Annotated in this window: 17 protein-coding genes; 8 read left to right on the plus strand and 9 right to left on the minus strand. The window is 53.5% G+C overall.

Features of this window, described 5'->3' with window-relative positions; translation table 11 throughout:
- Positions 1 to 30: 30 nt before the first annotated feature.
- On the plus strand, positions 31 to 1,974 hold the full coding sequence (locus J9880_RS18455) for an exoribonuclease II (RefSeq protein ID WP_095922022.1): 1,944 nt from the start codon (positions 31 to 33) through the stop codon (positions 1,972 to 1,974).
- 420 nt (positions 1,975 to 2,394) lie between these two features.
- Here the strand turns inward: J9880_RS18455 and cbl are convergent, their stop codons facing one another.
- Together cbl and J9880_RS18465 are read right to left on the minus strand one after the other, a co-directional pair.
- Positions 2,395 to 3,348: an HTH-type transcriptional regulator Cbl gene (gene cbl / locus J9880_RS18460; RefSeq protein ID WP_095922021.1), complete on the minus strand. Its 954-nt coding sequence runs from the start codon at positions 3,346 to 3,348 to the stop codon at positions 2,395 to 2,397.
- Between the two features lie 113 nt (positions 3,349 to 3,461).
- Positions 3,462 to 4,406 (minus strand): 2-hydroxyacid dehydrogenase, encoded by a 945-nt coding sequence (locus J9880_RS18465; protein WP_232769741.1) that lies wholly within the window; start codon positions 4,404 to 4,406, stop codon positions 3,462 to 3,464.
- Positions 4,407 to 4,632: 226 nt separating this feature from the next.
- On the opposite strand from J9880_RS18465, the gene glgX reads away from it, so the two are divergent.
- Positions 4,633 to 6,915 carry a glycogen debranching protein GlgX gene (glgX, locus tag J9880_RS18470; RefSeq protein WP_119826030.1) on the plus strand — a complete coding sequence of 761 codons (2,283 nt, stop codon included), beginning with the start codon at positions 4,633 to 4,635 and terminating at the stop codon, positions 6,913 to 6,915.
- Between the two features lie 15 nt (positions 6,916 to 6,930).
- On the opposite strand, the gene J9880_RS18475 is transcribed toward glgX, so the two are convergent.
- A complete protein-coding gene (locus J9880_RS18475) occupies positions 6,931 to 7,545 on the minus strand; it encodes an FMN-dependent NADH-azoreductase (protein WP_095922018.1) in 615 nt (204 codons plus the stop codon).
- Positions 7,546 to 7,690: 145 nt separating this feature from the next.
- On the opposite strand from J9880_RS18475, the gene J9880_RS18480 reads away from it, so the two are divergent.
- A complete protein-coding gene (locus J9880_RS18480; RefSeq protein ID WP_232769742.1) occupies positions 7,691 to 8,593 on the plus strand; it encodes a LysR substrate-binding domain-containing protein in 903 nt (300 codons plus the stop codon).
- Positions 8,594 to 8,603: 10 nt separating this feature from the next.
- Here J9880_RS18480 and apbE read toward each other — a convergent pair whose 3' ends face one another.
- Together apbE and smrA are read right to left on the minus strand one after the other, a co-directional pair.
- Positions 8,604 to 9,656 (minus strand): FAD:protein FMN transferase ApbE, encoded by a 1,053-nt coding sequence (apbE, locus tag J9880_RS18485; RefSeq protein WP_232769743.1) that lies wholly within the window; start codon positions 9,654 to 9,656, stop codon positions 8,604 to 8,606.
- 116 nt (positions 9,657 to 9,772) lie between these two features.
- On the minus strand, positions 9,773 to 10,339 hold the full coding sequence (gene smrA / locus J9880_RS18490; protein WP_095922015.1) for a DNA endonuclease SmrA: 567 nt from the start codon (positions 10,337 to 10,339) through the stop codon (positions 9,773 to 9,775).
- A 214-nt stretch (positions 10,340 to 10,553) separates the two neighbouring features.
- Here smrA and J9880_RS18495 point away from each other — a divergent pair, with 214 nt between their 5' ends.
- Together J9880_RS18495 and J9880_RS18500 are read left to right on the plus strand one after the other, a co-directional pair.
- Positions 10,554 to 11,369 (plus strand): mannosyl-3-phosphoglycerate phosphatase-related protein, encoded by an 816-nt coding sequence (locus tag J9880_RS18495; protein ID WP_119826026.1) that lies wholly within the window; start codon positions 10,554 to 10,556, stop codon positions 11,367 to 11,369.
- A 119-nt stretch (positions 11,370 to 11,488) separates the two neighbouring features.
- Positions 11,489 to 12,709: a glycosyltransferase family protein gene (locus J9880_RS18500; protein WP_095922013.1), complete on the plus strand. Its 1,221-nt coding sequence runs from the start codon at positions 11,489 to 11,491 to the stop codon at positions 12,707 to 12,709.
- 78 nt (positions 12,710 to 12,787) lie between these two features.
- On the opposite strand, the gene J9880_RS18505 is transcribed toward J9880_RS18500, so the two are convergent.
- Positions 12,788 to 13,813: a TerC/Alx family metal homeostasis membrane protein gene (locus J9880_RS18505; protein ID WP_095922012.1), complete on the minus strand. Its 1,026-nt coding sequence runs from the start codon at positions 13,811 to 13,813 to the stop codon at positions 12,788 to 12,790.
- A 445-nt stretch (positions 13,814 to 14,258) separates the two neighbouring features.
- Here J9880_RS18505 and J9880_RS18510 point away from each other — a divergent pair, with 445 nt between their 5' ends.
- Both J9880_RS18510 and uspE read left to right on the plus strand, forming a co-directional pair.
- Positions 14,259 to 15,014 carry an FNR family transcription factor gene (locus J9880_RS18510; RefSeq protein ID WP_013575564.1) on the plus strand — a complete coding sequence of 252 codons (756 nt, stop codon included), beginning with the start codon at positions 14,259 to 14,261 and terminating at the stop codon, positions 15,012 to 15,014.
- A 135-nt stretch (positions 15,015 to 15,149) separates the two neighbouring features.
- A complete protein-coding gene (gene uspE, locus J9880_RS18515; RefSeq protein WP_095922011.1) occupies positions 15,150 to 16,109 on the plus strand; it encodes a universal stress protein UspE in 960 nt (319 codons plus the stop codon).
- A gap of 64 nt (positions 16,110 to 16,173) precedes the next feature.
- On the opposite strand, the gene pntB is transcribed toward uspE, so the two are convergent.
- On the minus strand, positions 16,174 to 17,565 hold the full coding sequence (pntB, locus tag J9880_RS18520; RefSeq protein WP_133823788.1) for a Re/Si-specific NAD(P)(+) transhydrogenase subunit beta: 1,392 nt from the start codon (positions 17,563 to 17,565) through the stop codon (positions 16,174 to 16,176).
- A gap of 9 nt (positions 17,566 to 17,574) precedes the next feature.
- On the minus strand, positions 17,575 to 19,104 hold the full coding sequence (gene pntA / locus J9880_RS18525) for a Re/Si-specific NAD(P)(+) transhydrogenase subunit alpha (RefSeq protein WP_232770491.1): 1,530 nt from the start codon (positions 19,102 to 19,104) through the stop codon (positions 17,575 to 17,577).
- 537 nt (positions 19,105 to 19,641) lie between these two features.
- On the opposite strand from pntA, the gene ydgH reads away from it, so the two are divergent.
- On the plus strand, positions 19,642 to 20,595 hold the full coding sequence (gene ydgH / locus J9880_RS18530) for a DUF1471 family protein YdgH (RefSeq protein WP_095922008.1): 954 nt from the start codon (positions 19,642 to 19,644) through the stop codon (positions 20,593 to 20,595).
- Positions 20,596 to 20,668: 73 nt separating this feature from the next.
- Here ydgH and J9880_RS18535 read toward each other — a convergent pair whose 3' ends face one another.
- Positions 20,669 to 21,781: a dipeptidase gene (locus J9880_RS18535; protein ID WP_232769744.1), complete on the minus strand. Its 1,113-nt coding sequence runs from the start codon at positions 21,779 to 21,781 to the stop codon at positions 20,669 to 20,671.
- Between the last annotated feature and the right edge of the window lie 118 nt (positions 21,782 to 21,899).

Here is a 21,899-nt window from a genome sequence, read left to right on the forward strand (position 1 = left end):
GCCACATTAACCCCCAATTTTCTGGACGATATGTTTCAAGATAACCCGCTGCTCGCGCAGTTAAAACAGCAACTTCACTCTCAGACCCCACGTGTCGAAGGCATCGTAAAAGGCACTGAGAAAGGCTTTGGCTTTCTTGAAGTAGACGGCCAAAAAAGCTATTTCATTCCGCCTCCGTACATGAAAAAAGTCATGCACGGGGACCGCGTTATTGCCTCGCTGCAAACTGAAAAAGAGCGTGAAGTCGTCCAGCCGGAAACCCTGGTTGAACCTTTCCTCAGCCGCTTTGTGGGCCGCGTAACGAAGAAAGACGACCGTCTTTCCATCATCCCGGATCATCCTTTATTACGTGATGCCATTCAGTGCCGCGTTGCCCGCAATATCAATCATGAAGTGAGCGACGGCGACTGGTGTGTGGCTGAAATGCGTCGCCACCCATTGAAAGAAGGCGATCACAGCTTCCAGGCTGAAATCACCGAATGGATCACCACCGGCACCGACGATCTCGCGCCGTGGTGGGTCACGCTGGCACGTCATAATCTCGAACGTGAAGCGCCGAAATCCGATATCGCGGAACTGCGCGACGAAGGCCTGACCCGTGAAGACCTGACTGCCCTGCCATTTGTCACCATCGACAGCGGCAGCACGCAGGACATGGATGACGCGCTGTATGTCAAAGACAACGGCGACGGCACCCTGCAAATGACCATCGCTATTGCTGACCCGACGGCTTACGTCAGCGAAGGCAGCGAGCTGGACAACATCGCGAAAAAACGCGCGTTCACCAACTATCTGCCGGGCTTCAATATCCCGATGCTGCCGCGTGAACTGTCCGATGATATCTGTTCCCTGTGGCCGGACGTCAGCCGTCCTGTGCTGGCGTGTTCTGTCACGCTGGGCACGGATGGCCAGCTGGGCAGCGACATTCGTTTCTTCGCCGCAACCATCGAATCGAAAGCCAAACTGGCGTACGACGATGTTTCTGACTGGCTGGAAGCCGATGAGAAAAGCGAATGGCAACCGGCAAGTGATGTGATCGCCGATCAGATCCGCCTGCTGAAACGCGTCTGTGATGTGCGCAGCGCATGGCGTACCGAGCATGCGCTGGTGTTTAAAGACCGCCCGGATTACCGCTTCGTACTGGGTGAGAAAGGCAACGTGCTGGAAATCGTCGCTGAGCACCGCCGTATCGCTAACCGTATCGTTGAAGAATCGATGATTGCCGCCAACGTCTGCGCCGCTATCGCCCTGCGCGACAGCCTCGGTTTCGGCGTTTACAACGTGCACACCGGTTTTGATCCGCTGCTGGTAGAAAACGCGGTCACCGTGTTGCAGGCCAATGACGTTGAAGCCAACGCTCAGGAATTACTGACCTTGCCAGGTTTCTGCGCCCTGCGTCGTAAACTTGATGCATTGCCGACACAGTTCCTCGACAGCCGCATCCGTCGTTTCCAGACCTTTGCAGAAATCAGCACCACGCCGGGGCCACACTTCGGTCTGGGTCTGGAAGCTTACGCCACCTGGACATCCCCGATCCGTAAATACGGCGACATGGTGAACCACCGTCTGCTGAAAGCGATGATCCTGCAACAGTCTGCCGGTAAGCCTCAGGACGACATGACCGTTCAGCTGGCAGAACGCCGCCGTGCCAACCGCATGGCCGAGCGCGATGTCGGTGACTGGCTGTATGCGCGTTATCTGGAAGACAAGGTCGGTACTGACGTGAAGTTCAGCGCAGAAATCATTGATGTCACCCGCGGCGGCCTGCGTGTGCGCCTGCAAGACATCGGTGCCGTGGCGTTCATCCCTGCGCCGTTCCTGCACAGCGTGCGCGACGAGCTGGTGTGCAGCGCCGATACCGGCACCGTGCTGATCAAAGGCGAAGTCGCCTACCGTCAGAGCGATATCATTGACGTGAATATTGCGGAAGTTCGCATGGAAAACCGAAATGTGATCGCCAAACCGGCGGTGTGAATTTCGCGTTTAGCGAAGGTAAAAAACCGGTCATTTGACCGGTTTTTTTATGTCCAAAAGAGGCATTCCTGAGAAAGTGCTCTGTAAGCTCCCTCCCCTGCGAAGGGGAGGGTTGGGGTGGGGTATTAATGACAAATCAAAGAGTTGAAGTGTGCTTTAGCATTGATTTCGTTTGCTATACCCCCTCCCAACCTCCCCCTTCGCAGGGGGAGGAGCCAAAAACCGTCCCGGCCTGATTGCCAGACATTGCTTAGAAAGTGCTCTGTCAGCTCCCTCCCCTGCGAAGGGGAGGGTTGGGGTGGGGTATTAATGACAAATCAAAGAGTTGAAGTGTGCTTTGGCATTAATTTCGTTTGCTATACCCCCTCCCAGCCTCCCCGTTCGCAGGGGGAGGAGCCAAAAACCGTCCCCGCTGGCTGCCTAAATCTGATAGTCAATTACCGGCTCGCCCCCCGTTGCGAACACCTTCTCTTTAATCTCAGTCACTGACAGCCCCGGATTACATAACTCGATGAACCGCCAGACGTAGTTTCGCTGCAACTGCGCTTTCTTCAGCCCCAGCCAGACCGTGTTGGCTTCGAATAAATGCTCCGCGTTGATCAGCTGAAGGCCGGTATCACGCCCCGCTTCAAACGCTTTATCCGCCAGAATACCGACACCCAGCCCGAGTTCGACATAGGTTTTGATGACGTCGGAATCCTGTGCGCTGAGCACGATATCGGCAGTCAGCGCCGCGCGGCTGAAGGCTTCATCAAGACGGGAGCGGCCGGTGATGCCCTGACGATAGGTGATCAGCGGTTGTTCGCTCAGGTGCTGCAACGTCAGCGGGTGTTGCAGTGTCAGCGGATGACCCTGCGGCACCACAATCGCGTGATGCCAGCGGTAATACGGGAACGCGGCGACGGAAGGGTCATTCATCAGCTTTTCACTGGCGATGGCCACATCCGCCTGCCCGCTCAGCAGCATCGCCAGCACTTCCTGTGGCGAGCCCTGATGTAACTCAAGGCGCACGCCCGGATAGATGGCGCGGAACGCCTTGATCACTTTAGGCAAACTGTAACGCGCCTGAGTGTGGGTGGTGGCAATGGTCAGCACCCCCGCGTCCTCTTTTGAAAATACATCGGCCAGACGGCGGATATTTTGCGCCTCGTTGAGGATCCTCTCGGCCACTGCCAGCAACTCTTTACCCGGTTCTGTCAGCCCCAGTAAACGCTTTCCACGACGGATGAATATCTCAACGCCCAGCTCATCTTCCAGCTCGCGGATGTGACGGCTGACACCTGACTGCGACGTGAACAACATGTTCGACACCTCAGTCAGGTTGTAATTGCATCGCGCTGATTCCCGTATAATTTTGAGTTGTTGAAAGTTCACCGCTGTCTGCCTCTTAGCTTGCCAAAACCCTATTCTTACGGGCTGTGGCTATGCCAGACAAATAAGAAAAAGCGGTTACTTATGCTTTTTACGACTATAGGCACAAAATACGGTTATTCCGGCACCGGCGTCATCACCGGTTTACCGGCGAAATACGCCCTGAGATTTGAGAGCACCAGCGCCATCATATTTTCAACGGATTGCGGTGAGCGCCCTGCCACATGCGGGGTGATCACCAGATTGCTGAGCGAAAGCATTTCCACTGGCACCTGCGGCTCACCGTCCACCACATCCAGCGCGGCACCGGCGATTTCCTGACGGCTCAGACTGGCGATCAGCGCCCCGCTGTCTATCACGCTTCCCCGCGCAATATTAATGACAAAACCTTCAGGCCCGAGCGCGCGAAGCACCTGCGCATCCACCAGCCGGACGGTGCTTTTACCGCCAGGCGTCGCGACCACCAGATAATCCGCCCACGCCGCCAGTTCAGTGATACTGAGGAAATAGCGGTACGGACTGTCTTCCAGCGGGCGACGGTTGTGATAACCGATCTCCATATCGAACCCGCCCGCCGCACGTCGTGCGATCAGTGCGCCGATATTTCCCAGTCCGATCACACCGAGACGTTTTCCTGCCATGCCCGGCGTATTCCAGCGTGTTTTTTTCCATTCACCGGCCCGGACGGCGGCATCAAATTGCGGGATTTTGCGGGTGATCGCCAGCATCAGCGCCAGCGTGTGATCGGCCACCGATGAATTATTGGTACCCGGACCATGCGTGACGTGAATACCCCGCTGTCTGGCGGCGGCTACGTCGATGTGTTCATAGCCGACACCCTGCGCACAAATGATTTCAAGTGCCGGCAGCGCGGCCATTTCACTGGCGCTCAGTCCGATACTGCCGATGGTTAACACTGCGCGAATTTTCCTGGCGATGTGCGGATCAAGGCTGGCGCGCTGTTCTGGCGTCGTGGCGAAATAAAGGGAAAAACCGGCGGCTTCAAACCGCTCAGGATAGCCAGCATCAAGTTCAACATGGCTGAGCAATGCGATGGTCATGGAGATTCCTCTGGATAAAGTCAGACAATAACTAGCAGGCTAGCTTTTTCGCTTTCACTATCGGCGATGCTCATGGCCTTGTACAGCGCCTTATCATGGTTTTCGGCGGTTTACGGGAGAAGTTACAGAGTCCGGTCTACACTCGTTGTTATCGTCTGCGCAGACGCAGGCGGCCCTCTTTCGGCAATTTTTTGTCAGATTTCCCTGAAACGGAGTGACGTCAAGTATGGCAAAGGCCCGATCCAGCAAGAAAAGTAAACCTGTCGTAACGACGGAAGAAACCCGCACCATTCCGTCACATTTACAGGCCGATATTGCAGTCGATGAGTTTGGCGTGCGAATTATTGAACCTTACAGCGACGGTGAGATTGTCCGCAGTTTTGATTCCGGACACACCACGCGGGTCCGTGAAGGCTTACCGGTGCCGCTGGGTGCCACCTGGGACGGGCTGGGCGTGAATTTTGCGCTGTTTTCAGCCAATGCCACCAAGGTGGAACTCTGTCTTTTTAACGAAGACGGCGAACAGTACGACGTGATTGAACTGCCGGAATATACCGATGAAGTCTGGCATGGCTATCTGCCGGATGCCCGCCCCGGTCTGCTGTATGCGTATCGCGTGCATGGCCCTTATGCGCCGCACGACGGCCACCGGTTTAATCCTGCCAAGTTACTGCTCGACCCTTACGCCAAACAGATTGTCGGCGAGCTGAAATGGGACGATGCCCTGTTCGCCTATGACCTGCAAAGCCCGAAGAAAGATTTGCACATTGATAACAGCGACAGCGCCCCGTTTCTGCCCAAATGCCGTGTTATCGATCCGGCATTCTCGTGGGCGCGGGCGCGCAAACGGCATATTCCGTGGGAGAAAACCCTGATTTATGAAACGCATGTGCGCGGCTATACCATGCGTCATCCGGCGGTGCCTGAGCATTTACGCGGTACGTTTTCCGGCATGAGTACCCCGCATATCGTGGACTATATCCGTTCGCTCGGCGTCACCTCGGTGGAACTGATGCCCGTTCATGCCTTCACCGACGACCGGCATTTACAGGACAAAGGTCTGCACAATTTCTGGGGATACAACACGCTGAGTTTCTTCGCGCCCCATCCGCAATATATGGCGACGCAGACGGTCAATGAGTTTAAGCAGATGATTGCCACCCTGCACGCGGCGGGGATTGAGGTGATTCTGGATGTGGTTTACAACCATACCGCTGAAGGGAATGAGCTTGGCCCGACGCTCTCCTTCAAAGGTATCGACAATGCCAGTTATTACCGGCTGATGCCCGACAACAAGCGGTATTACATCAATGATACCGGCACCGGCAATACGCTGAACCTCAGTCATCCGCGCGTCCTGCAGATGGTCACCGACTCGCTGCGTTACTGGGCCACCGAAATGCAGGTCGATGGTTTCCGTTTCGATCTGGCGACCATTCTCGGACGTGAAAGCTACGGCTTTGATGAAGGTTGCGGTTTCCTCGACACCTGCCGTCAGGATCCGATCCTCAGCCAGTGCAAGCTGATCGCCGAACCCTGGGATTGTGGTCCCGGCGGCTATCAGGTCGGGGGTTTCCCGCCGGGCTGGATGGAATGGAATGACCGCTTCCGCGACACCGTGCGTAAGTTCTGGCGCGGCGATGAAGGTCAGCTGGCGCAGTTTGTCACGCGCCTTTCCGGTTCTGCGGATCTGTTCAATCATCGTGGCCGCAAACCTTATGCTTCCGTGAATTTTATTACCGCACACGACGGTTTTACGCTCAATGACTGGGTGTCGTATGCCAATAAACATAACGAAGCGAACGGTGAAAACGGCAAGGACGGCAGTGATAACAATATTTCGGCGAACTACGGCGTGGAAGGCCCGACGGACGATCCGGCCATCAATGAACTTCGCATGCGTCAGATGCGCAATATGCTGGCGACACTGCTGTTCTCGCAGGGAACGCCTATGTTGCTTGCCGGTGATGAATTTGGCCGCTCGCAAAACGGCAACAATAACGCCTACTGTCAGGACACGGAAATTGCCTGGGTCAACTGGGATATCGGTAAAAAAGGCCAGTCGCTTTTATTGTTTGCTTACCGTCTGATTGCCCTGCGCAAGCGTTTTCCCATCTTGCATCGCGGGCGTTTCCTGACCGGTGCCCTGCATGAAAAACTGGGGGTGAAAGATGTCAGCTGGTTCCAGCCGCAGGGGCAGGAAATGTCTGACGCGGCATGGAAGGATCCGCACGCCAAATGCATTGCGATGTTGCTCGATGGCCGCGCCCAGCCAACCGGTCTGGTGCGTCAGGGATCGTTAAGTACGGTGCTGCTGCTGTTCAACGCCTCCCACGAAGATGTGGTGTTCACCCTGCCTTCAGTGGCGCACGGTGAAAGCTGGCGGCATATTTTCGATACCTTCCAGCCGGAGGACATCAACGAGCACAACGTTGAGTTTGGTCGCGAATATATCTGCACGTCACGTACCGTGGTGTTATTTGAGCTGATCAGTTCCGCAAAACACTAAACGCCCCTCGCTGCTTCAGGCATTAAGGATCTGAAGCAGCATTTCCCGCCCTTCCGCCAGCCCTTTTTCCCGGCCAATCGCCTGACGGCTGACGCCTTCCGCACGGATAATATGGCAATCCTTCACGCCCATCAGTTCGAGAATCGACGCCAGATAGGGTTCCTGAAAATCATGTAGCAGGGTTTCCGGCGTGCTGTAGACACCGCCCCGTGCGGAGGCAATGTACGCGGTTTTCCCCGGAATAAGCCCGACCACGCCCTGCGGCGTATAGCGGAAGGTTTTCCCCTTCTGACATACCTGATCGATCCAGGCTTTGAGATTGCCGGGGATCGCATGGTTGTACATCGGCGCGCCAATCACCATCACATCACAGGCGGTCAGTTGTTCGATGGACTGGTAAATGCCGTCCAGTTCTGCCTGCAATTGCGGGGTGATCACTTCTTCCTGGGCGTTGTGCAGCAGGCTCATGGCGGCAGCAGAAAGATGCGGCGGCGGCGTGACGCCCAGATCGCGGTAAGTCACGGTGGTTTCCGGATGGCGCGCGCACAGTTCCGCCACAATCATGGCGGAAAGTTCGCGGGATACTGAACCGGCGGTAAAAGGGCTGGAATCAATATGCAAAATGTTCATTGGCTGTCCTGTTTTCATGATTCTGGTTGAATACAAGCAGGATAATCGTTGTTGATATCCTCAGAAATACCTATTATCACAACACATCGTTGCTATTTTAAAACGATGACAACGCAGCCATGATTCAGCACAAACAGGTGAAACGATGAACGACAATTTAAATGATATGGCCCTGTTTGCCGCCGTGGTTCAGCATCAGGGTTTCACCGCTGCCGGACGGGCGCTGGGCGTGTCGAAATCGCTGCTCAGCCGCCGCGTCGATGCACTGGAAACCCGTCTCGGCGTCCGTTTATTGCAGCGCACATCGCGCCATTTTTCGGTCACCAGCATCGGCGAGTGTTACGCCGCCGAATGCCAGAAGTTGCTGCAACAGGCTCAGGCCGCACAACAGGTGATCGACGATTTGCAGCAAAACCCGCGTGGCTTACTGAGGATTTGCACCCCGGTGATGATGGCTGAAATGGTGATCGCCCCGCTGATGACAGAATTTCTGACACGCTTCCCCGGCATCACGCTGGAGCTGCTGGCCATAAACCGTGCGGTGGATCTGCTGGAAGAAAATTTCGATGTCACCCTCCGTTCACACAATGAACCGCTGGAAGACTCCGGGTTATACCGCAAGGCACTCGGCACGCTGAACTATGTGCTGGTTGCCAGTCCGGCCTTTATCCGCGCCCTGCCGCAACCGCCTGCGATCGAACAACTCAGTTATCTGCCCACGCTGGTACGGAAAACACCCTGGGCGGGCGGAGAATGGGAGCTGACACATTTGCAGGACGGTATGCGCAAAATATCGCTCACACCGCGGCTGGTCAGTAATAACCTGCTGGTATTACGTCAGGCCACAGCGGACGGGCTGGGGATCGCGCTGTTACCGGAAATGGCCTGCAAACAGGATCTGGCTGAGGGGAAATTGCTGCGCTTACTGCCCGACTGGCATACGCCGCCATCGTCCATTTCGGCGTTATATGCCAGTCATAAAGGCCAGTCGTCAGCCCTGCGTGCGTTTCTCGATTATCTTTCCGGAAAACTGCACGGCGCGCTGTAAGCAACAGGGATCAGGACTGCGGGTCTTTCAGATAGGCTTTGAACTGTGGCGACATGTAGGTTTTGAAGCCGTCCCCCTCTTTGGTGATGAGGTACACCGCCAGATGCTGTTGCTCCGCCAGCGCCAGCGCTTTTTGTGTGCCGAGCACCATCAGACCGGTATCCCAGCCGTCCGCTTCCAGTGCGGTCGGCGCAATCACCGTCGCGGAGACCAGTTTGTGGGTGATGGGCGAACCGGTGGCGGGATCAATGATGTGGGAAAGGCGTTTGCCGTTCAGTTCGTAATAGTTGCGGTAGCTGCCGGAGGTGCTGATCCCCATGCCCTGCAAATCTACGATCGCCTGTACGGCGGTTTCTTTGTCCGTCGGTTTCTGAATCGCCACTTGCCACGGATTGCCCTGCGCGTTGTGTCCGCGTGATACCACCGCGCCGCCGACGGACACCAGATAATTGCTGATGCCATTCCCTTCAACCAGACGCGCCAGATGGTCGGTGGCGTAGCCTTCGCCCACTGTGGAGAGATCGACATACATACCGGCCAGATCTTTTTGCAGGTATTGCCCGTCACTTTGCTGGATCACTTTCAGATGCTGTAAACCGGTGAGCGCCCGCGCGGCGCTGATTTGCTCCGCCGTCGGGGTTTTCACCGGCTGTTTATCCGGGCCGAAACCCCACAGATTAACCAGCGGGCCGACGGTAATATCCATCGCGCCACCGGTCAGACGACCAATCCGCAGAGACGTGACAACGGCGTCGGCCATGCCTTCACTGACAGGCTGCGGCACATTGCCCTGATACTGATTAAAGCGCGACAGCACGGAATCGTCTTTGTAGGTGGAGAGCTGATGATCGTCTTCTTTCAGTTGCGCTTCTATCTGCTCACGCAGCGCGGCCTCGCGGCTTTTATCCACGCCAGCCAGACTGACACGGTAAAACGTGCCCATGGTTTTGCCCTCAATGACCTGCGGAGTGTCCTGTTCAGAAGCGTCTCGATCGCAGGCAGATAAGAGGCTGACGCCGCACAACAACAGAGTACAGCGCAGATAAACCGGTTTTAAAAACATGAGAATAGCTCGGTTAAGTGCCCGTCGCCGGGCTTGAAAAGTATCAGGACAGTAAAGGCTGACGCTTAAACCACGGCGCAACAAACACGCCGTGACTTTGCGGAGGACAGAGAGAATCAGCGGCTGCGCTTGGCATGGCGTTCCCAGTTTTCCTGCTTCGCCTGTGCCGTTTTCTTCAGCGCGACGTAACAGGCACCGGCTCCGCCGTCTTTCTGCAAGGCGACGCAGAAAGCCTGCACGTCATCGAGTTGCTTCAGCCATTTGGCAAGATAACTGCGCACGATATTCGCGTGGCTTTGGTCTTCCCGTCCCTTGCCGTGGATGATCAACAGCGTGCGTAAGTTTTCGGCCTGCGCCTGACAGAAAAAGGCAAACAGTTCCTGACGGCATTGTTCAACGGGCTTGCGCAACAAATTCAGGCTGGCGGCAAGGGGGTATTTTCCCTGCCGGAGTTTATCCAGGACGCCCTGCTGTACGCCATCATGTTTGTATTCCAGAGGCTCATCACACGGCTGAATATTGAGAAAACCGGTGGTCAGCGGGTTTTCGCGAATTTCTGTCACCGCCTCCGCACTGACCTTGTTCCCGGTGGCTGAGTTTTTGAGGTAGACCACCCGCTTATCCGACGCCAGGGGCTGTACTCCGGCCATTTCCTGACTGAATAAATCATCATCTTCGCTCATCTGCTTACCCCTTTTTCAGCGGTGGAACTGCGCCAAATTATTACCGCAAACCCGCTGCGGGTAAAGTCGCATGCCGGTGAAACTCGGCCGGTAAAAATTCCGGAAATGCCCTGCCTGCCGTTAAAACCCATTTTTATATCTATACTTAGCTGCTGGGGCAGAAGTAAACCGGCAAGGTTTCGCTTCGGTTCCCCGGCACAATTGAGGAGAAAAGATGCCTTACCTTGATGATCCCTTGATTATTTTTACTGACCTGGATGGTTCACTGCTCGACCATCATGATTACAGCTGGCAACCCGCTCAGCCCTGGCTGGATAAACTCGCGGCGGCACGGATACCGCTGATTTTAACCACCAGCAAAACGACAGCCGAAGTGGCGAATTTGCAGGCCGCATTGCATCTGACTCATCAGCCGTATATTGCTGAAAATGGCGCGATCATTCATTTGCCGTCGGAGTGGCAAACCGCAGACGCTGCACCGTTTCACATTCACGGCGCAGCCTATCCGGAGATCCGCCAGACACTGGTGGAATTGCGCCAGCGTTACGATTTTGAGTTTCGTGGTTTCGGTGATGTCACGCCGGAACAGGTCGCGGTCTGGACAGGATTGTCGGCAACGGATGCCGCCCTGGCGATGCAACGTGAGGCCTCTGAACCGCTGGTCTGGTTTGGTAACGATCTGGATTTTGCGCACCTGAAAAAATGTCTGGCGCGGGAAGGTCTGGCCCTGACGCGCGGCGGTCGTTTCTGGCATGTGATGGGAGCCGGTGCCGGGAAAGGACAGGCCGTGCAATGGTTGGCGGCACAGTATCAGCAAAAACGGGGACAGCCGGTGATCAGTATCGGGCTGGGTGACGGGCCGAATGATTTATCGATGCTCGACACGGTGGATCATGCGGTCGTGATTAAAGGTCATCACGACCACCCGATGCCACTTGAACGCGATTTTCCTTCACACGTATTTCGCACGACGGAATTTGGCCCGCAGGGCTGGTCGCAAGGGCTGGATCATTTTATAGCGCGCCGCTGAAGGCAAAACTGAAAAGGTAAACGTCTTTATTAAAAATTTGTTTCTGTATTGTTTATCGTTCTGTGTTTACAGAGAAGACTTCCAATAATTTTATCTATTCTAAAATTGGAGAATACCGTATGAGCGATTTTTATCAGGATGGTGTCATTACTAATTTTCATAATCTGACGAACCGCAAAGTCGAAGAACTCGAATACGATTTGCAGGTGTTTTCCGGCCGCCGTTCGATGGGATTAATATTACCTTCCTTGTTTTCAGAACTTGAAGGTCCGGCGCTGACCCGCATTGTCGATGAACTGACAAAAGTGCCATATCTGGAAGAGATCGTTATTGGTCTGGACCGGGCTGACCGCGACCAGTTTTTATTTGCCCGCGAATTTTTCTCCCGTCTGCCCCAGCGTCACCGCATTTTATGGAATGACGGGCCGCGTCTGACGGCGCTGGATCAGGAGCTGAAAAAAGAAAACCTCTCGCCCAACGAGCCGGGTAAAGGCCGAAATGTCTGGTTCTGTGTCGGCTATACCCTGGCGTCGCGCCGCACTTCGGTGGTCGGGCTGCATGATTGTGACATTGTCACCTATAGCCGCGATATGCTGGCCCGCCTGATGTATCCTGTCGCCAATCCGAATTTCCATTATGATTTCTGTAAAGGCTATTACGCCCGCGTGGCAGACGGGAAATTTAATGGCCGCGTGGGCCGGTTACTGGTGTTCCCGCTGCTGAAATCCCTGCAAATCGTTTACGGCCATTCCGATTTTCTGGAATACCTGCGCACCTTCCGTTACCCGCTTTCGGGTGAGTTCGCCATGCGTACGGACGTGCTGAATGATTTGCGTATCCCGAGCGACTGGGGGCTGGAGATCGGCGTGCTGTCTGAACTTCATCGCAACACGGCGACCAAACGTATCTGTCAGGTCGATATTGCCGACAATTACGACCACAAACATCAGCCTATGTCGGAAGAAGATGCCTCGAACGGTTTGCAGCGCATGAGTATTGATATCACCAAGGCGCTGTACCGCAAGATGGCTATTCTCGGCGTGAATATTACCAGCGAGTCGTTCCGCATCCTTAAAGCCACGTATTACCGCAACGCGCTGGATATGATTGACGGGTTTGAAAACGATGCACGAATGAACGGCTTATCTTTTGACCGGCACAGTGAAGAATCTGCGGTGGAATTGTTCTCCGGCGCGATTATGGAAGCCGGTCAGGCCTTTGTGGATACGCCAAGCGAAAAGCCCTTTATCCCGAGCTGGAGCCGCGTGCAGTCCGCCTTCCCGGATATGTTGGATCGCATCCATGAGGCGGTGGAAAAAGATAACGAGGGTGACGTGTAACGCCGGTTTCCCCACGCCGTCCCCCAACAAAAAACGCTGCCATGGCAGCGTTTTTTCATCGGGAAGCACGACAAGACGTTATGCGGTTTCTTTTTTGCCCGGGAACAACAGGCTGGCAATAATCCCTAACGCCAGAACACCGAGCACCACGTACAAACTGGTCATCGCGCTGATTTCTACGCCGTGATGCCACAGGTGATTACTGGAATTCAGCGCCAGTTTTGCGGCAACGAAGAACAGCAGGAAAATGACGGATTTCTCCAGATGCACCAGATATTTACGTAATGCCTCAAGCACGAAATACATGGTACGTAATCCGAGGACGGCAAACATCATGGCAGAATAGACAATCAGCGGTTCGCGGCTGACGGCAATCACGGCCGGAACACTGTCAAACGCAAACATCAGGTCGGAGATTTCCACCACCGCAATACACAACAGCAACGGCGTGGCGTAACGCACGCCCTTTTTCACCGTAAAGCTGAAACCCTGATTTTCCGGTTTTGCCAGTTCGGCTTCGACCTGCTCGCTGCTGACCAGAAAATGTGGCCCCACCAGTTTCGGAAACACCGGGAAGAAACGGCGAACCATACGGTTGGCGATGTGATCTGAGTAATCATCATTTTCGTCATCGTCATTTCCGGCACGCATCATCAGAATTGCCGTCCAGAGAATGACCACGGCAAACACCATCTCCACCCACGGCCCCAGCGCCAGCAGGCTGGTACCAATCACCACAAAAATGCCCCGGAAAACAATCGCGCCAATGACGCCCCAGTAAAGGATGCGGTGACGGTAACCGTCCGGCACTTTAAACCAGGCGAAAATCGCCATAATCACAAACAGGTTATCAATAGAAAGCACCTGCTCCAGCGCATAACCGGTCAGGAACAGACTGGCGACTTCTTTGCCGTGGTGGATATACAGGAATCCGGCAAAGCTCAGAGAAACAGCGATCCAGAAGACCGTCCAGAGGGAGGCACTTTTCAGGCCGATAGGCTTATGACTGCGGTGGGCAAAGATGTCGATCAGCAGCGCGGCAACGGCGATAATAACGAACACAAGAGTGGTTTCAAACGGAAAACCCAGAGAATCAGACTGCATTACACCTTTCCTAAAAGTAAACGAAAGCTAAACGAATTCAGTCATTGTAAGCGGTTGTGAGGAGAATGGGTATCAAAGTCGATCGCTGTCGCGGTTTATGCCATAATCCGCCCCGCGGTGAGACGAATCAAATGTGTTAAAAAAACTGACAAAATAACGAACCGAAACGGATAATAAATTAAAGGCTATTCTGGTCCTAAATTGATTCATTCGTGTTATTCATTAAAATTTCGTTATTCTTTTTCTTAATAAATTGACCCTGCTCTAAATCTCACTGATTCTCAATTCGACTTAATTCCCTCCGCAGATCAAAATAATTAGAAAAAAAACCTGTTTAAAAACGGGGTTTTTTAACATTTCGCCCTTTTAGCACCTTTCAGCTACTTATCACTCACTGCAAAAGATGTTAAAATTGACCCATATCAATATTGCCAGAGTGCCTCTTATGATCCCGGAAAAACGTATTATTCGACGTATCCAATCTGGTGGCTGTGCAATCCATTGTCAGGACTGTAGCATCAGCCAGCTTTGTATTCCTTTCACCCTGAACGAGCATGAACTCGATCAGCTGGACAACATTATCGAAAGGAAAAAGCCGATCCAAAAAGGTCAGGCATTGTTTAAAGCCGGTGATGAACTGAAGTCTCTTTATGCGATCCGTTCAGGCACCATTAAAAGCTATACCATTACAGAACAAGGCGACGAGCAAATTACCGGTTTCCATCTTGCCGGTGATTTAGTGGGCTTTGACGCTATTGGTGGCTTGCAGCACCCGAGTTTTGCTCAGGCACTGGAAACGTCCATGGTCTGTGAAATCCCGTTTGAAACGCTGGATGACCTCTCCGGCAAAATGCCGAATCTGCGCCAGCAGATGATGCGTCTGATGAGTGGCGAGATCAAAGGCGACCAGGACATGATCCTGCTGTTGTCGAAGAAAAACGCCGAAGAAAGACTGGCAGCGTTTATCTACAACCTCTCCCGCCGCTTCGCACAACGTGGTTTCTCTCAGCGCGAATTCCGCCTGACCATGACCCGTGGCGATATCGGTAACTACCTCGGTCTGACCGTGGAAACCATCAGCCGCTTGTTAGGCCGTTTCCAGAAATCAGAAATGCTGAGTGTGAAAGGGAAATACATCACCATTGAGAATCATGAAATGCTTTCTCAATTAGCCGGTCAATCTGCTCCGGTTTCTGCCTGATAGATTTGCTGTCGGGTCAGCAAGGAATAATTTGTTGATCCGACTCAATTTCTCCGCTGTCCGATTGCTTATTCTTGGTTTACTCTGTACTTAATACACTGACCGCCGTTCTCTTACAGGTGTTAAGGAGTCCCCATGGCTAAGTATCAGAATTTACTGGTTGCTATAGACCCCAATCAGGATGACCAACCCGCGCTGCGTCGTGCCGTTTATCTGGTGCAACGTAACGGCGGCCGCATCAAAGCATTCCTTTCTATCTATGATTTCTCTTACGAGATGACCACCATGCTGTCGCCGGACGAGCGAACCAGCATGCGACAAAGTGTTATCAGTGAACGGGAAGCGTGGATTAAAGAACAATGCCATTATTATGTCGAAGCAGGCATCCCGATTGATGTCAAAGTCGTCTGGCACAACAAACCTTTCGAAGCCATTATCCAGGAAGTCGTTACCCACAATCACGATTTGCTGCTGAAGATGGCACATCAGCATGACCGCCTTGAGTCCGTGATTTTCACCCCGACCGACTGGAATTTACTGCGTAAGTGCCCGTGTCCGGTGTGGATGGTGAAAGACCAGCCGTGGCCGGAAGGCGGCAAAGCCGTGGTCGCCGTTAACCTGTCGAGTGAAGAGCCGTACCATGACCCGCTCAACAATAAACTGGTGAAAGAAACCATCGAACTGGCCTCTCATGTGAATCAGACGGAAGTGCATCTGGTGGGTGCGTATCCGGTCACGCCGATCAATATTGCCATCGAACTGCCTGATTTCGACCCGAGCGTGTATAACGATGCCATTCGTGGTCAGCATCTGATCGCCATGAAGGCGTTGCGCCAGAAATTCCAGCTTGATGAGAAATTCACGCACGTAGAAAAAGGGTTGCCGGAAGAAGTCATTCCTGACCTGGCAGAACATCTTCAGGCGGGTGTGGTGGTGCTGGGCGCCATTGGCCGTACCGGACTTTCCGCCGCATTTTTGGGTAATACCACCGAACAGGTGATCGACCATCTGAAATGCGATTTGCTGGCCATCAAGCCAGATGATTTCGAATGCCCTATTACGTCCGATGATGAAGAAGAAGATGACGACGAGTAAGGTTTGAGTGAGCGATAAAAAAAGGCCAGTCATCTGACTGGCCTTTTTCATTAGCGGACTGGCATTAAAGAGCGCGCAGGATTTTCTCTACACTTTCTTTGGCATCGCCAAACAGCATCTGGGTATTTTCTTTGAAGAACAGCGGGTTCTGCACACCGGCGTAACCGGTATTCATTGAACGTTTAAACACGATCACGTTCTGCGCTTTCCACACTTCCAGTACCGGCATACCCGCGATCGGGCTGCGCGGATCTTCCTGCGCGGCCGGGTTCACGGTGTCATTGGCACCAATAACCAGCACCACGTCGGTATCGCTGAAATCGTCGTTGATTTCATCCATTTCCAGCACGATGTCATACGGCACTTTTGCTTCGGCCAGCAGAACGTTCATGTGGCCTGGCAGACGCCCAGCAACAGGGTGGATACCAAAACGCACCTTGATGCCTTTCGCGCGCAGTTTTGCAGTAATGTCGTGAACCGGATACTGCGCCTGTGCCACCGCCATGCCGTAGCCCGGGGTGATGATCACAGAGCTGGCGTTTTTCAGCATTTCTGCCACGTCTTCCGCACTGGCTTCGTGATATTCGCCCATCTCTTCCGCATCACCGGTAGAGGAACCGTCAGTACCGAAACCGCCTGCAATCACGCTGATGAACGAACGGTTCATCGCTTTACACATGATGTAGGACAGGATCGCACCGGAAGAACCGACCAGCGCACCGGTGACGATCAGCAGGTCGTTGCTGAGCATAAAGCCCGCCGCCGCTGCGGCCCAACCGGAATACGAGTTCAGCATGGAGACCACAACCGGCATGTCCGCACCACCGATGGATGACACCAGATGCCAGCCAAACGCCAGCGCAATCAGGGTCATGATCAGTAATGCCACTACCTGCAGGCCCACGCTGTCAGTGCGAACGAACATCACCATCAGCAGGAAAGAAACAACCAGCGCCGCCAGATTCAGTTTATGACGATGCGGTAATGCCAGCGGTTTGGAAGAAATAATCCCGCGCAGTTTGCCGAACGCCACAATCGAACCGGTAAAGGTCACTGCACCGATGAAGATACCAAGGAACACTTCGGTCAGATGGATGTTTTCCATCACGCCTTCCATCGGTACCGCACCGTGGTCCAGATAGCTGTTAAAGCCCACCAGAACCGCTGCCAGACCCACGAAGCTGTGCAGAATCGCGACCAGTTCCGGCATTTCTGTCATTTCGACTTTACGTGCCAGATAAACACCGATCGCACCGCCGATCACCATCGCCACGATGATCCAGCCCACATTCCCGGAATCAGGCCCGAGAATGGTCGCGATTAACGCGATCGCCATCCCGGTGACACCGAAAATATTGCCCTGCTTGGATGTTTCATGTTTTGACAACCCGGCCAGGCTGCAGATAAACAGAATGGCGGCAACAATATATGCTGCTGTTACTAAACCCCCAGACATATATTCCCCTTAGTTCTTACGAAACATCTTCAGCATGCGCTGAGTGACGGTGAACCCGCCGAAAATATTGATACTGGCAATCAGCACCGCGATAAAGGAGAGGAAGCTCACCCAACCGCCATGACCGATTTGCAGTACGGCACCGACCACGATAATCCCTGAGATGGCGTTAGTGACCGACATCAGCGGAGTATGCAGCGCATGGCTGACATTCCACACCACGTAATAACCGACCACGCATGAAAGCGCGAACACGGTAAAGTGGGACAGGAACTCTTTAGGGGCCACATTCGCCAGCCAGCCAAACAGCACAACAGCCACGGCCATAATGATAAATTTGGTCCACGGCGATACCGGTTTGGCTTCTACTTTCGCGACAGGTTCTGCCGCTTTCGCTGCCTGAGGCTGAGCAGAAACCTGAATCGGCGGAGCCGGCCAGGTCACTTCACCGGTTCTCACGACAGTCACACCGCGCACAACGGTATCGTCGAAATCGATCTCGATTTCACCGTTTTTCTCTTTGCAGAGTAATTTCAGCAGGTTAACCAGGTTGGTACCGTAAAGCTGAGAAGACTGTGTCGGTAAACGGCTCGGCAAATCGGTATACCCGATGATCTTCACGCCGTTTTCGGTGGTGGTGATCTGATCTGCCACAGTCAGTTCACAGTTACCGCCCGTCTGCGCCGCCAGATCGACAATCACACTGCCCGGCTTCATGGATGCGACCATTTCACGGGTGATCAGTTTGGGTGCCGGACGTCCCGGGATCAGCGCCGTGGTGACAATAATGTCGACTTCTTCGGCCTGCGCGGCAAACAGCGCCATTTCTGCTTTGATGAACGCTTCGGACATCACTTTGGCGTAACCGTCGCCGCTGCCCGCTTCTTCCTCGAAATCCAGCTCGAGGAATTCTGCGCCCATACTTTTCACCTGCTCTTTCACTTCAGGGCGGGTATCAAAAGCACGCACGATGGCACCGAGGCTGCCTGCTGCACCGATAGCAGCCAGGCCCGCCACACCGGCGCCGATAATCATCACTTTTGCCGGTGGCACTTTACCGGCGGCAGTGATTTGCCCGGTGAAGAACCGACCGAATTCGTGTGCCGCTTCAACGATCGCACGGTAACCGGCGATGTTAGCCATTGAGCTGAGGGCATCAAGGGATTGTGCGCGGGAAATACGCGGCACTGAATCCATAGCCATCGCCGTCACCTGACGGTCGGCCAGTTTTTGGATTAATTCCGGGTTTTGCGCAGGCCAGATAAAGCTGACCAACGTGGTTCCTGCCTGTAATTTATCGATTTCATCGTTTTCTGGGGCATTAACCTTCAAAACGATGTCTGATTGCCATACATCATCACCGTTGACAACCGACGCGCCAGCTTGCTCATACGCGGAGTCTTCAAAGCTGGCTAACTTACCGGCACCTTGTTCGATAGCGACCGTAAAGCCGAGTTTCAGCAACTGTTCCACCGTTTTCGGCGTGGCTGCGACCCTGGCTTCATTGGTCAACCGCTCTCTTGGTACACCAATACGCATAGTATTCCCTTCACCCTTTTCATTGATGATTTGTGTCATCGACATAACAATTCAAGTACAAGCCTGTCGGTTAATAGAGGTCACCGATAACTGTTTTTTCAGGCTGGGTATAACCTACTGAATATCTAATCAATAATCTACGTATCACAGCGATAGTCAGGCAATTAATAATAAAAAAGTTGATATGGTCCGCAAACCTGCTGCAAACCCTGAGAAACATGCCTTTAATCCACCTGAGAACGGCCAATACACCGGATCAATCACTCAGGATTTCTTCATTCTGAGCCGCTCAGTTCGGGCATAAAAGTTAGAAAATAGTGAATAATTAACATTTATTTCACCTCTTGGATTATGCAGCAAACTTATATAAGTTATGCGCAGTAAAAAAAGAACGGTGTTAAACCGGTAACCCCCTATTTATTGCCATAAATTGCTGAGACACTCGGCATTGTTACATGCAATAATCGGCCGCTAACCTGTTACACATCAAGAATTCAGCACGTTTCAACATTACTGCGCAAGGTGAAAGGATTTTTTATGAAGCTGACAAAAACGATCATCGCATCGGCCCTGTTTTCTGTTTCTGCGCTGTCTGCTGCACATGCCGCGCAGGAAATCAGCCCGCAGAAAGCAGCAGCCATCAAGCCTTTTGATCGCATTGTTATTACCGGGCGATTCAACACACTGGGCGACGCGTCTGACGCTGTTTCCCGCCGTGCCGATACGCTGGGTGCAGATTATTTTTATATTCAAGATACCAACACCACTAACAATAGCGGGAACTGGCGCGTAGTTGCAGATATCTATAAAAAAGATGCGCCAGAAGTCAGTAAAGATACTCACTACCGCGTGATCAATGGCGTGGTCGAGCTGCCGAAAGATGTGGCGTACGGCCTTGAGCCATATGACACCGTGACGGTCAGCGGTTTCTACCGCAGCCAGCCAGACGTCAATGATGCCATCACCAAAGCCGCGAAAGAGAAAGGGGCATACTCCTTCTTTATCGTTCGCCAGATTGATGCCAACAGCGGCGGCAATCAGTACGTGACAGCGTTTATTTATAAGAAAGATGCAGCAAAACGCGTTGTACAGTCTCCGGATGCGATCCCTGCTGATTCTGAAGCCGGTAAAGCCGCACTGGCAGCCGGTGGCGCAGCGGCAGCGAAAGTTGAAATCCCGGGCGTGGCCTCTTCCGGCAGCCCAAGCCGTGATGTCGGCCGCTTCTTTGAGACGCAGTCCTCTACCGGTCAGCGTTACACTGTCACTGCAACCAACGGCGCGAAAATTCAGGAAGTGAATGACGTGACCGCCGCGCAGATGGTGCCGTTTGATTCCACGACCTTCACCGGTCACTACAACAGCACCACCGACGTGTCGCAGGAAGTGGCAAACCGTGCCGCAGCGAAAGGCGCCAAGTTCTACCACATTACCCGCCAGTGGCAGAACAAAAGCGGCGGCAACCTGACCGTCAGCGCAGACTTCTTCAAATAAGTCTGCGCAGCACACAGCAAAAAGGCAGCCCGTCGTTGTGGCTGCCTTTTCTTTTACTGCCCTGCCTGCTGACTCAGTTTCCCCAGGTGCGCTCCAGCACATTCACCCAGTTTTTGTAGCAGATTTTTTCCAGCAGTGCCTGACCGTAACCCGCCTTTCGCAACGCCTCCACCAGCACCGGCAGTCCCCGCACGTCTTTCATAAAGGGCGCCATCGTCGCACCGTCAAAATCCGATCCGAATCCGACGCTGTCCTCACCCAGATGTTCCACCAGATAATCGACGTGACGCACCATGATATCGGTGCCGGTATCGTCGTTGCGTTTACCGTCTTCGCGCAGGAATGGCACCGCGAAGTTCAGCCCGACGAATCCCTGACTTTCTTTAATGGCGCCCAGTTGTTTATCCGTCAGATTGCGTGATTGCGGACAGATGCTGAACGCATTGGAATGGCTGGCCACCAGCGGCGCATTGCTCAGTTCTGCCACCTGCCAGAACCCTTTTTCATTGAGATGCGACAGGTCGATCATGATGCGTTTCTGGTTACAGGCTTTCACCAGACGCACGCCCGCGTCTGTCAGCCCCGGCCCGGTATCCGGCGAGGTCTGATATTTGAAAGGCACGCCATGGCCGAAGATATTCGGACGGCTCCACACCGGGCCGAGCGACCGCAGCCCCATGCTGTACAACACGTCGAGATTATACAAATCCTCATCAATCGCTTCCGCGCCCTCAATATGCATAACCACAGCTAATGCATGGTTATCCATCGACTGACGGATTTCCTGCGCAGTACGGCAAATTTTCACCTTTCCCTGCGAGTGTTCTTCCATTCGGAGCAGGAACGCCATCATGCCAAATGTGACATCACGTGCAAAATCGAAAGAAGGCGTCGGGGAAAAATCAGGATGTTTTTGAGTACCTTCCAGCAAAAAACGGGGATCGACTGCGCGATCAGGCACGCTACTTGCAAGGTCAACGTCAGGCGTTGGCACCCAGGCGGCGAAAAGCCCGCCAGCAAAGCCTGCTTCACGACAGCGCGGCAGGTCCAATTGTCCGCTGGCGGGTCCCTGAAGGAATGCACGTTCCGGATCCTGACGATGTTCTGCCCAAAGTTGTAGCAAAACATCGTTATGTCCATCAAAAACCGGCATTAATTCTTCAGTTCCGTGCGCTACGTTATTCATAAAAAAGGTCTACCTTTGATTAAGCATGACTAAGACAACGGAGATTTGTTCATACAGGGTGCAGTCACAGTGTGATGTTGCACCAGCGTTGAACAAAGACAGTACGCTTCACATTAGT

The organism is Rahnella victoriana (genome assembly GCF_021276285.1).
GTDB classification, from domain to species: Bacteria; Pseudomonadota; Gammaproteobacteria; order Enterobacterales; family Enterobacteriaceae; genus Rahnella; species Rahnella victoriana.

What these genes read in the sequence shown, in the direction of transcription:
- apbE (WP_232769743.1), bottom strand. Translation starts at nt 9,656, where the DNA reads ATGTTTTTAAAACCGGTTTATCTGCGCTGTACTCTGTTGTTGTGCGGC.
- smrA (WP_095922015.1), bottom strand. Translation starts at nt 10,339, where the DNA reads ATGAGCGAAGATGATGATTTATTCAGTCAGGAAATGGCCGGAGTACAG.
- pntA (WP_232770491.1), bottom strand. Translation starts at nt 19,104, where the DNA reads ATGCGTATTGGTGTACCAAGAGAGCGGTTGACCAATGAAGCCAGGGTC.
- ydgH (WP_095922008.1), top strand. Translation starts at nt 19,642, where the DNA reads ATGAAGCTGACAAAAACGATCATCGCATCGGCCCTGTTTTCTGTTTCT.
- J9880_RS18475 (WP_095922018.1), bottom strand. Translation starts at nt 7,545, where the DNA reads ATGAACATTTTGCATATTGATTCCAGCCCTTTTACCGCCGGTTCAGTA.
- J9880_RS18480 (WP_232769742.1), top strand. Translation starts at nt 7,691, where the DNA reads ATGAACGACAATTTAAATGATATGGCCCTGTTTGCCGCCGTGGTTCAG.
- J9880_RS18500 (WP_095922013.1), top strand. Translation starts at nt 11,489, where the DNA reads ATGAGCGATTTTTATCAGGATGGTGTCATTACTAATTTTCATAATCTG.
- J9880_RS18465 (WP_232769741.1), bottom strand. Translation starts at nt 4,406, where the DNA reads ATGACCATCGCATTGCTCAGCCATGTTGAACTTGATGCTGGCTATCCT.
- J9880_RS18510 (WP_013575564.1), top strand. Translation starts at nt 14,259, where the DNA reads ATGATCCCGGAAAAACGTATTATTCGACGTATCCAATCTGGTGGCTGT.
- J9880_RS18505 (WP_095922012.1), bottom strand. Translation starts at nt 13,813, where the DNA reads ATGCAGTCTGATTCTCTGGGTTTTCCGTTTGAAACCACTCTTGTGTTC.
- J9880_RS18495 (WP_119826026.1), top strand. Translation starts at nt 10,554, where the DNA reads ATGCCTTACCTTGATGATCCCTTGATTATTTTTACTGACCTGGATGGT.
- J9880_RS18455 (WP_095922022.1), top strand. Translation starts at nt 31, where the DNA reads ATGTTTCAAGATAACCCGCTGCTCGCGCAGTTAAAACAGCAACTTCAC.
- pntB (WP_133823788.1), bottom strand. Translation starts at nt 17,565, where the DNA reads ATGTCTGGGGGTTTAGTAACAGCAGCATATATTGTTGCCGCCATTCTG.
- J9880_RS18535 (WP_232769744.1), bottom strand. Translation starts at nt 21,781, where the DNA reads ATGAATAACGTAGCGCACGGAACTGAAGAATTAATGCCGGTTTTTGAT.
- glgX (WP_119826030.1), top strand. Translation starts at nt 4,633, where the DNA reads ATGGCAAAGGCCCGATCCAGCAAGAAAAGTAAACCTGTCGTAACGACG.
- uspE (WP_095922011.1), top strand. Translation starts at nt 15,150, where the DNA reads ATGGCTAAGTATCAGAATTTACTGGTTGCTATAGACCCCAATCAGGAT.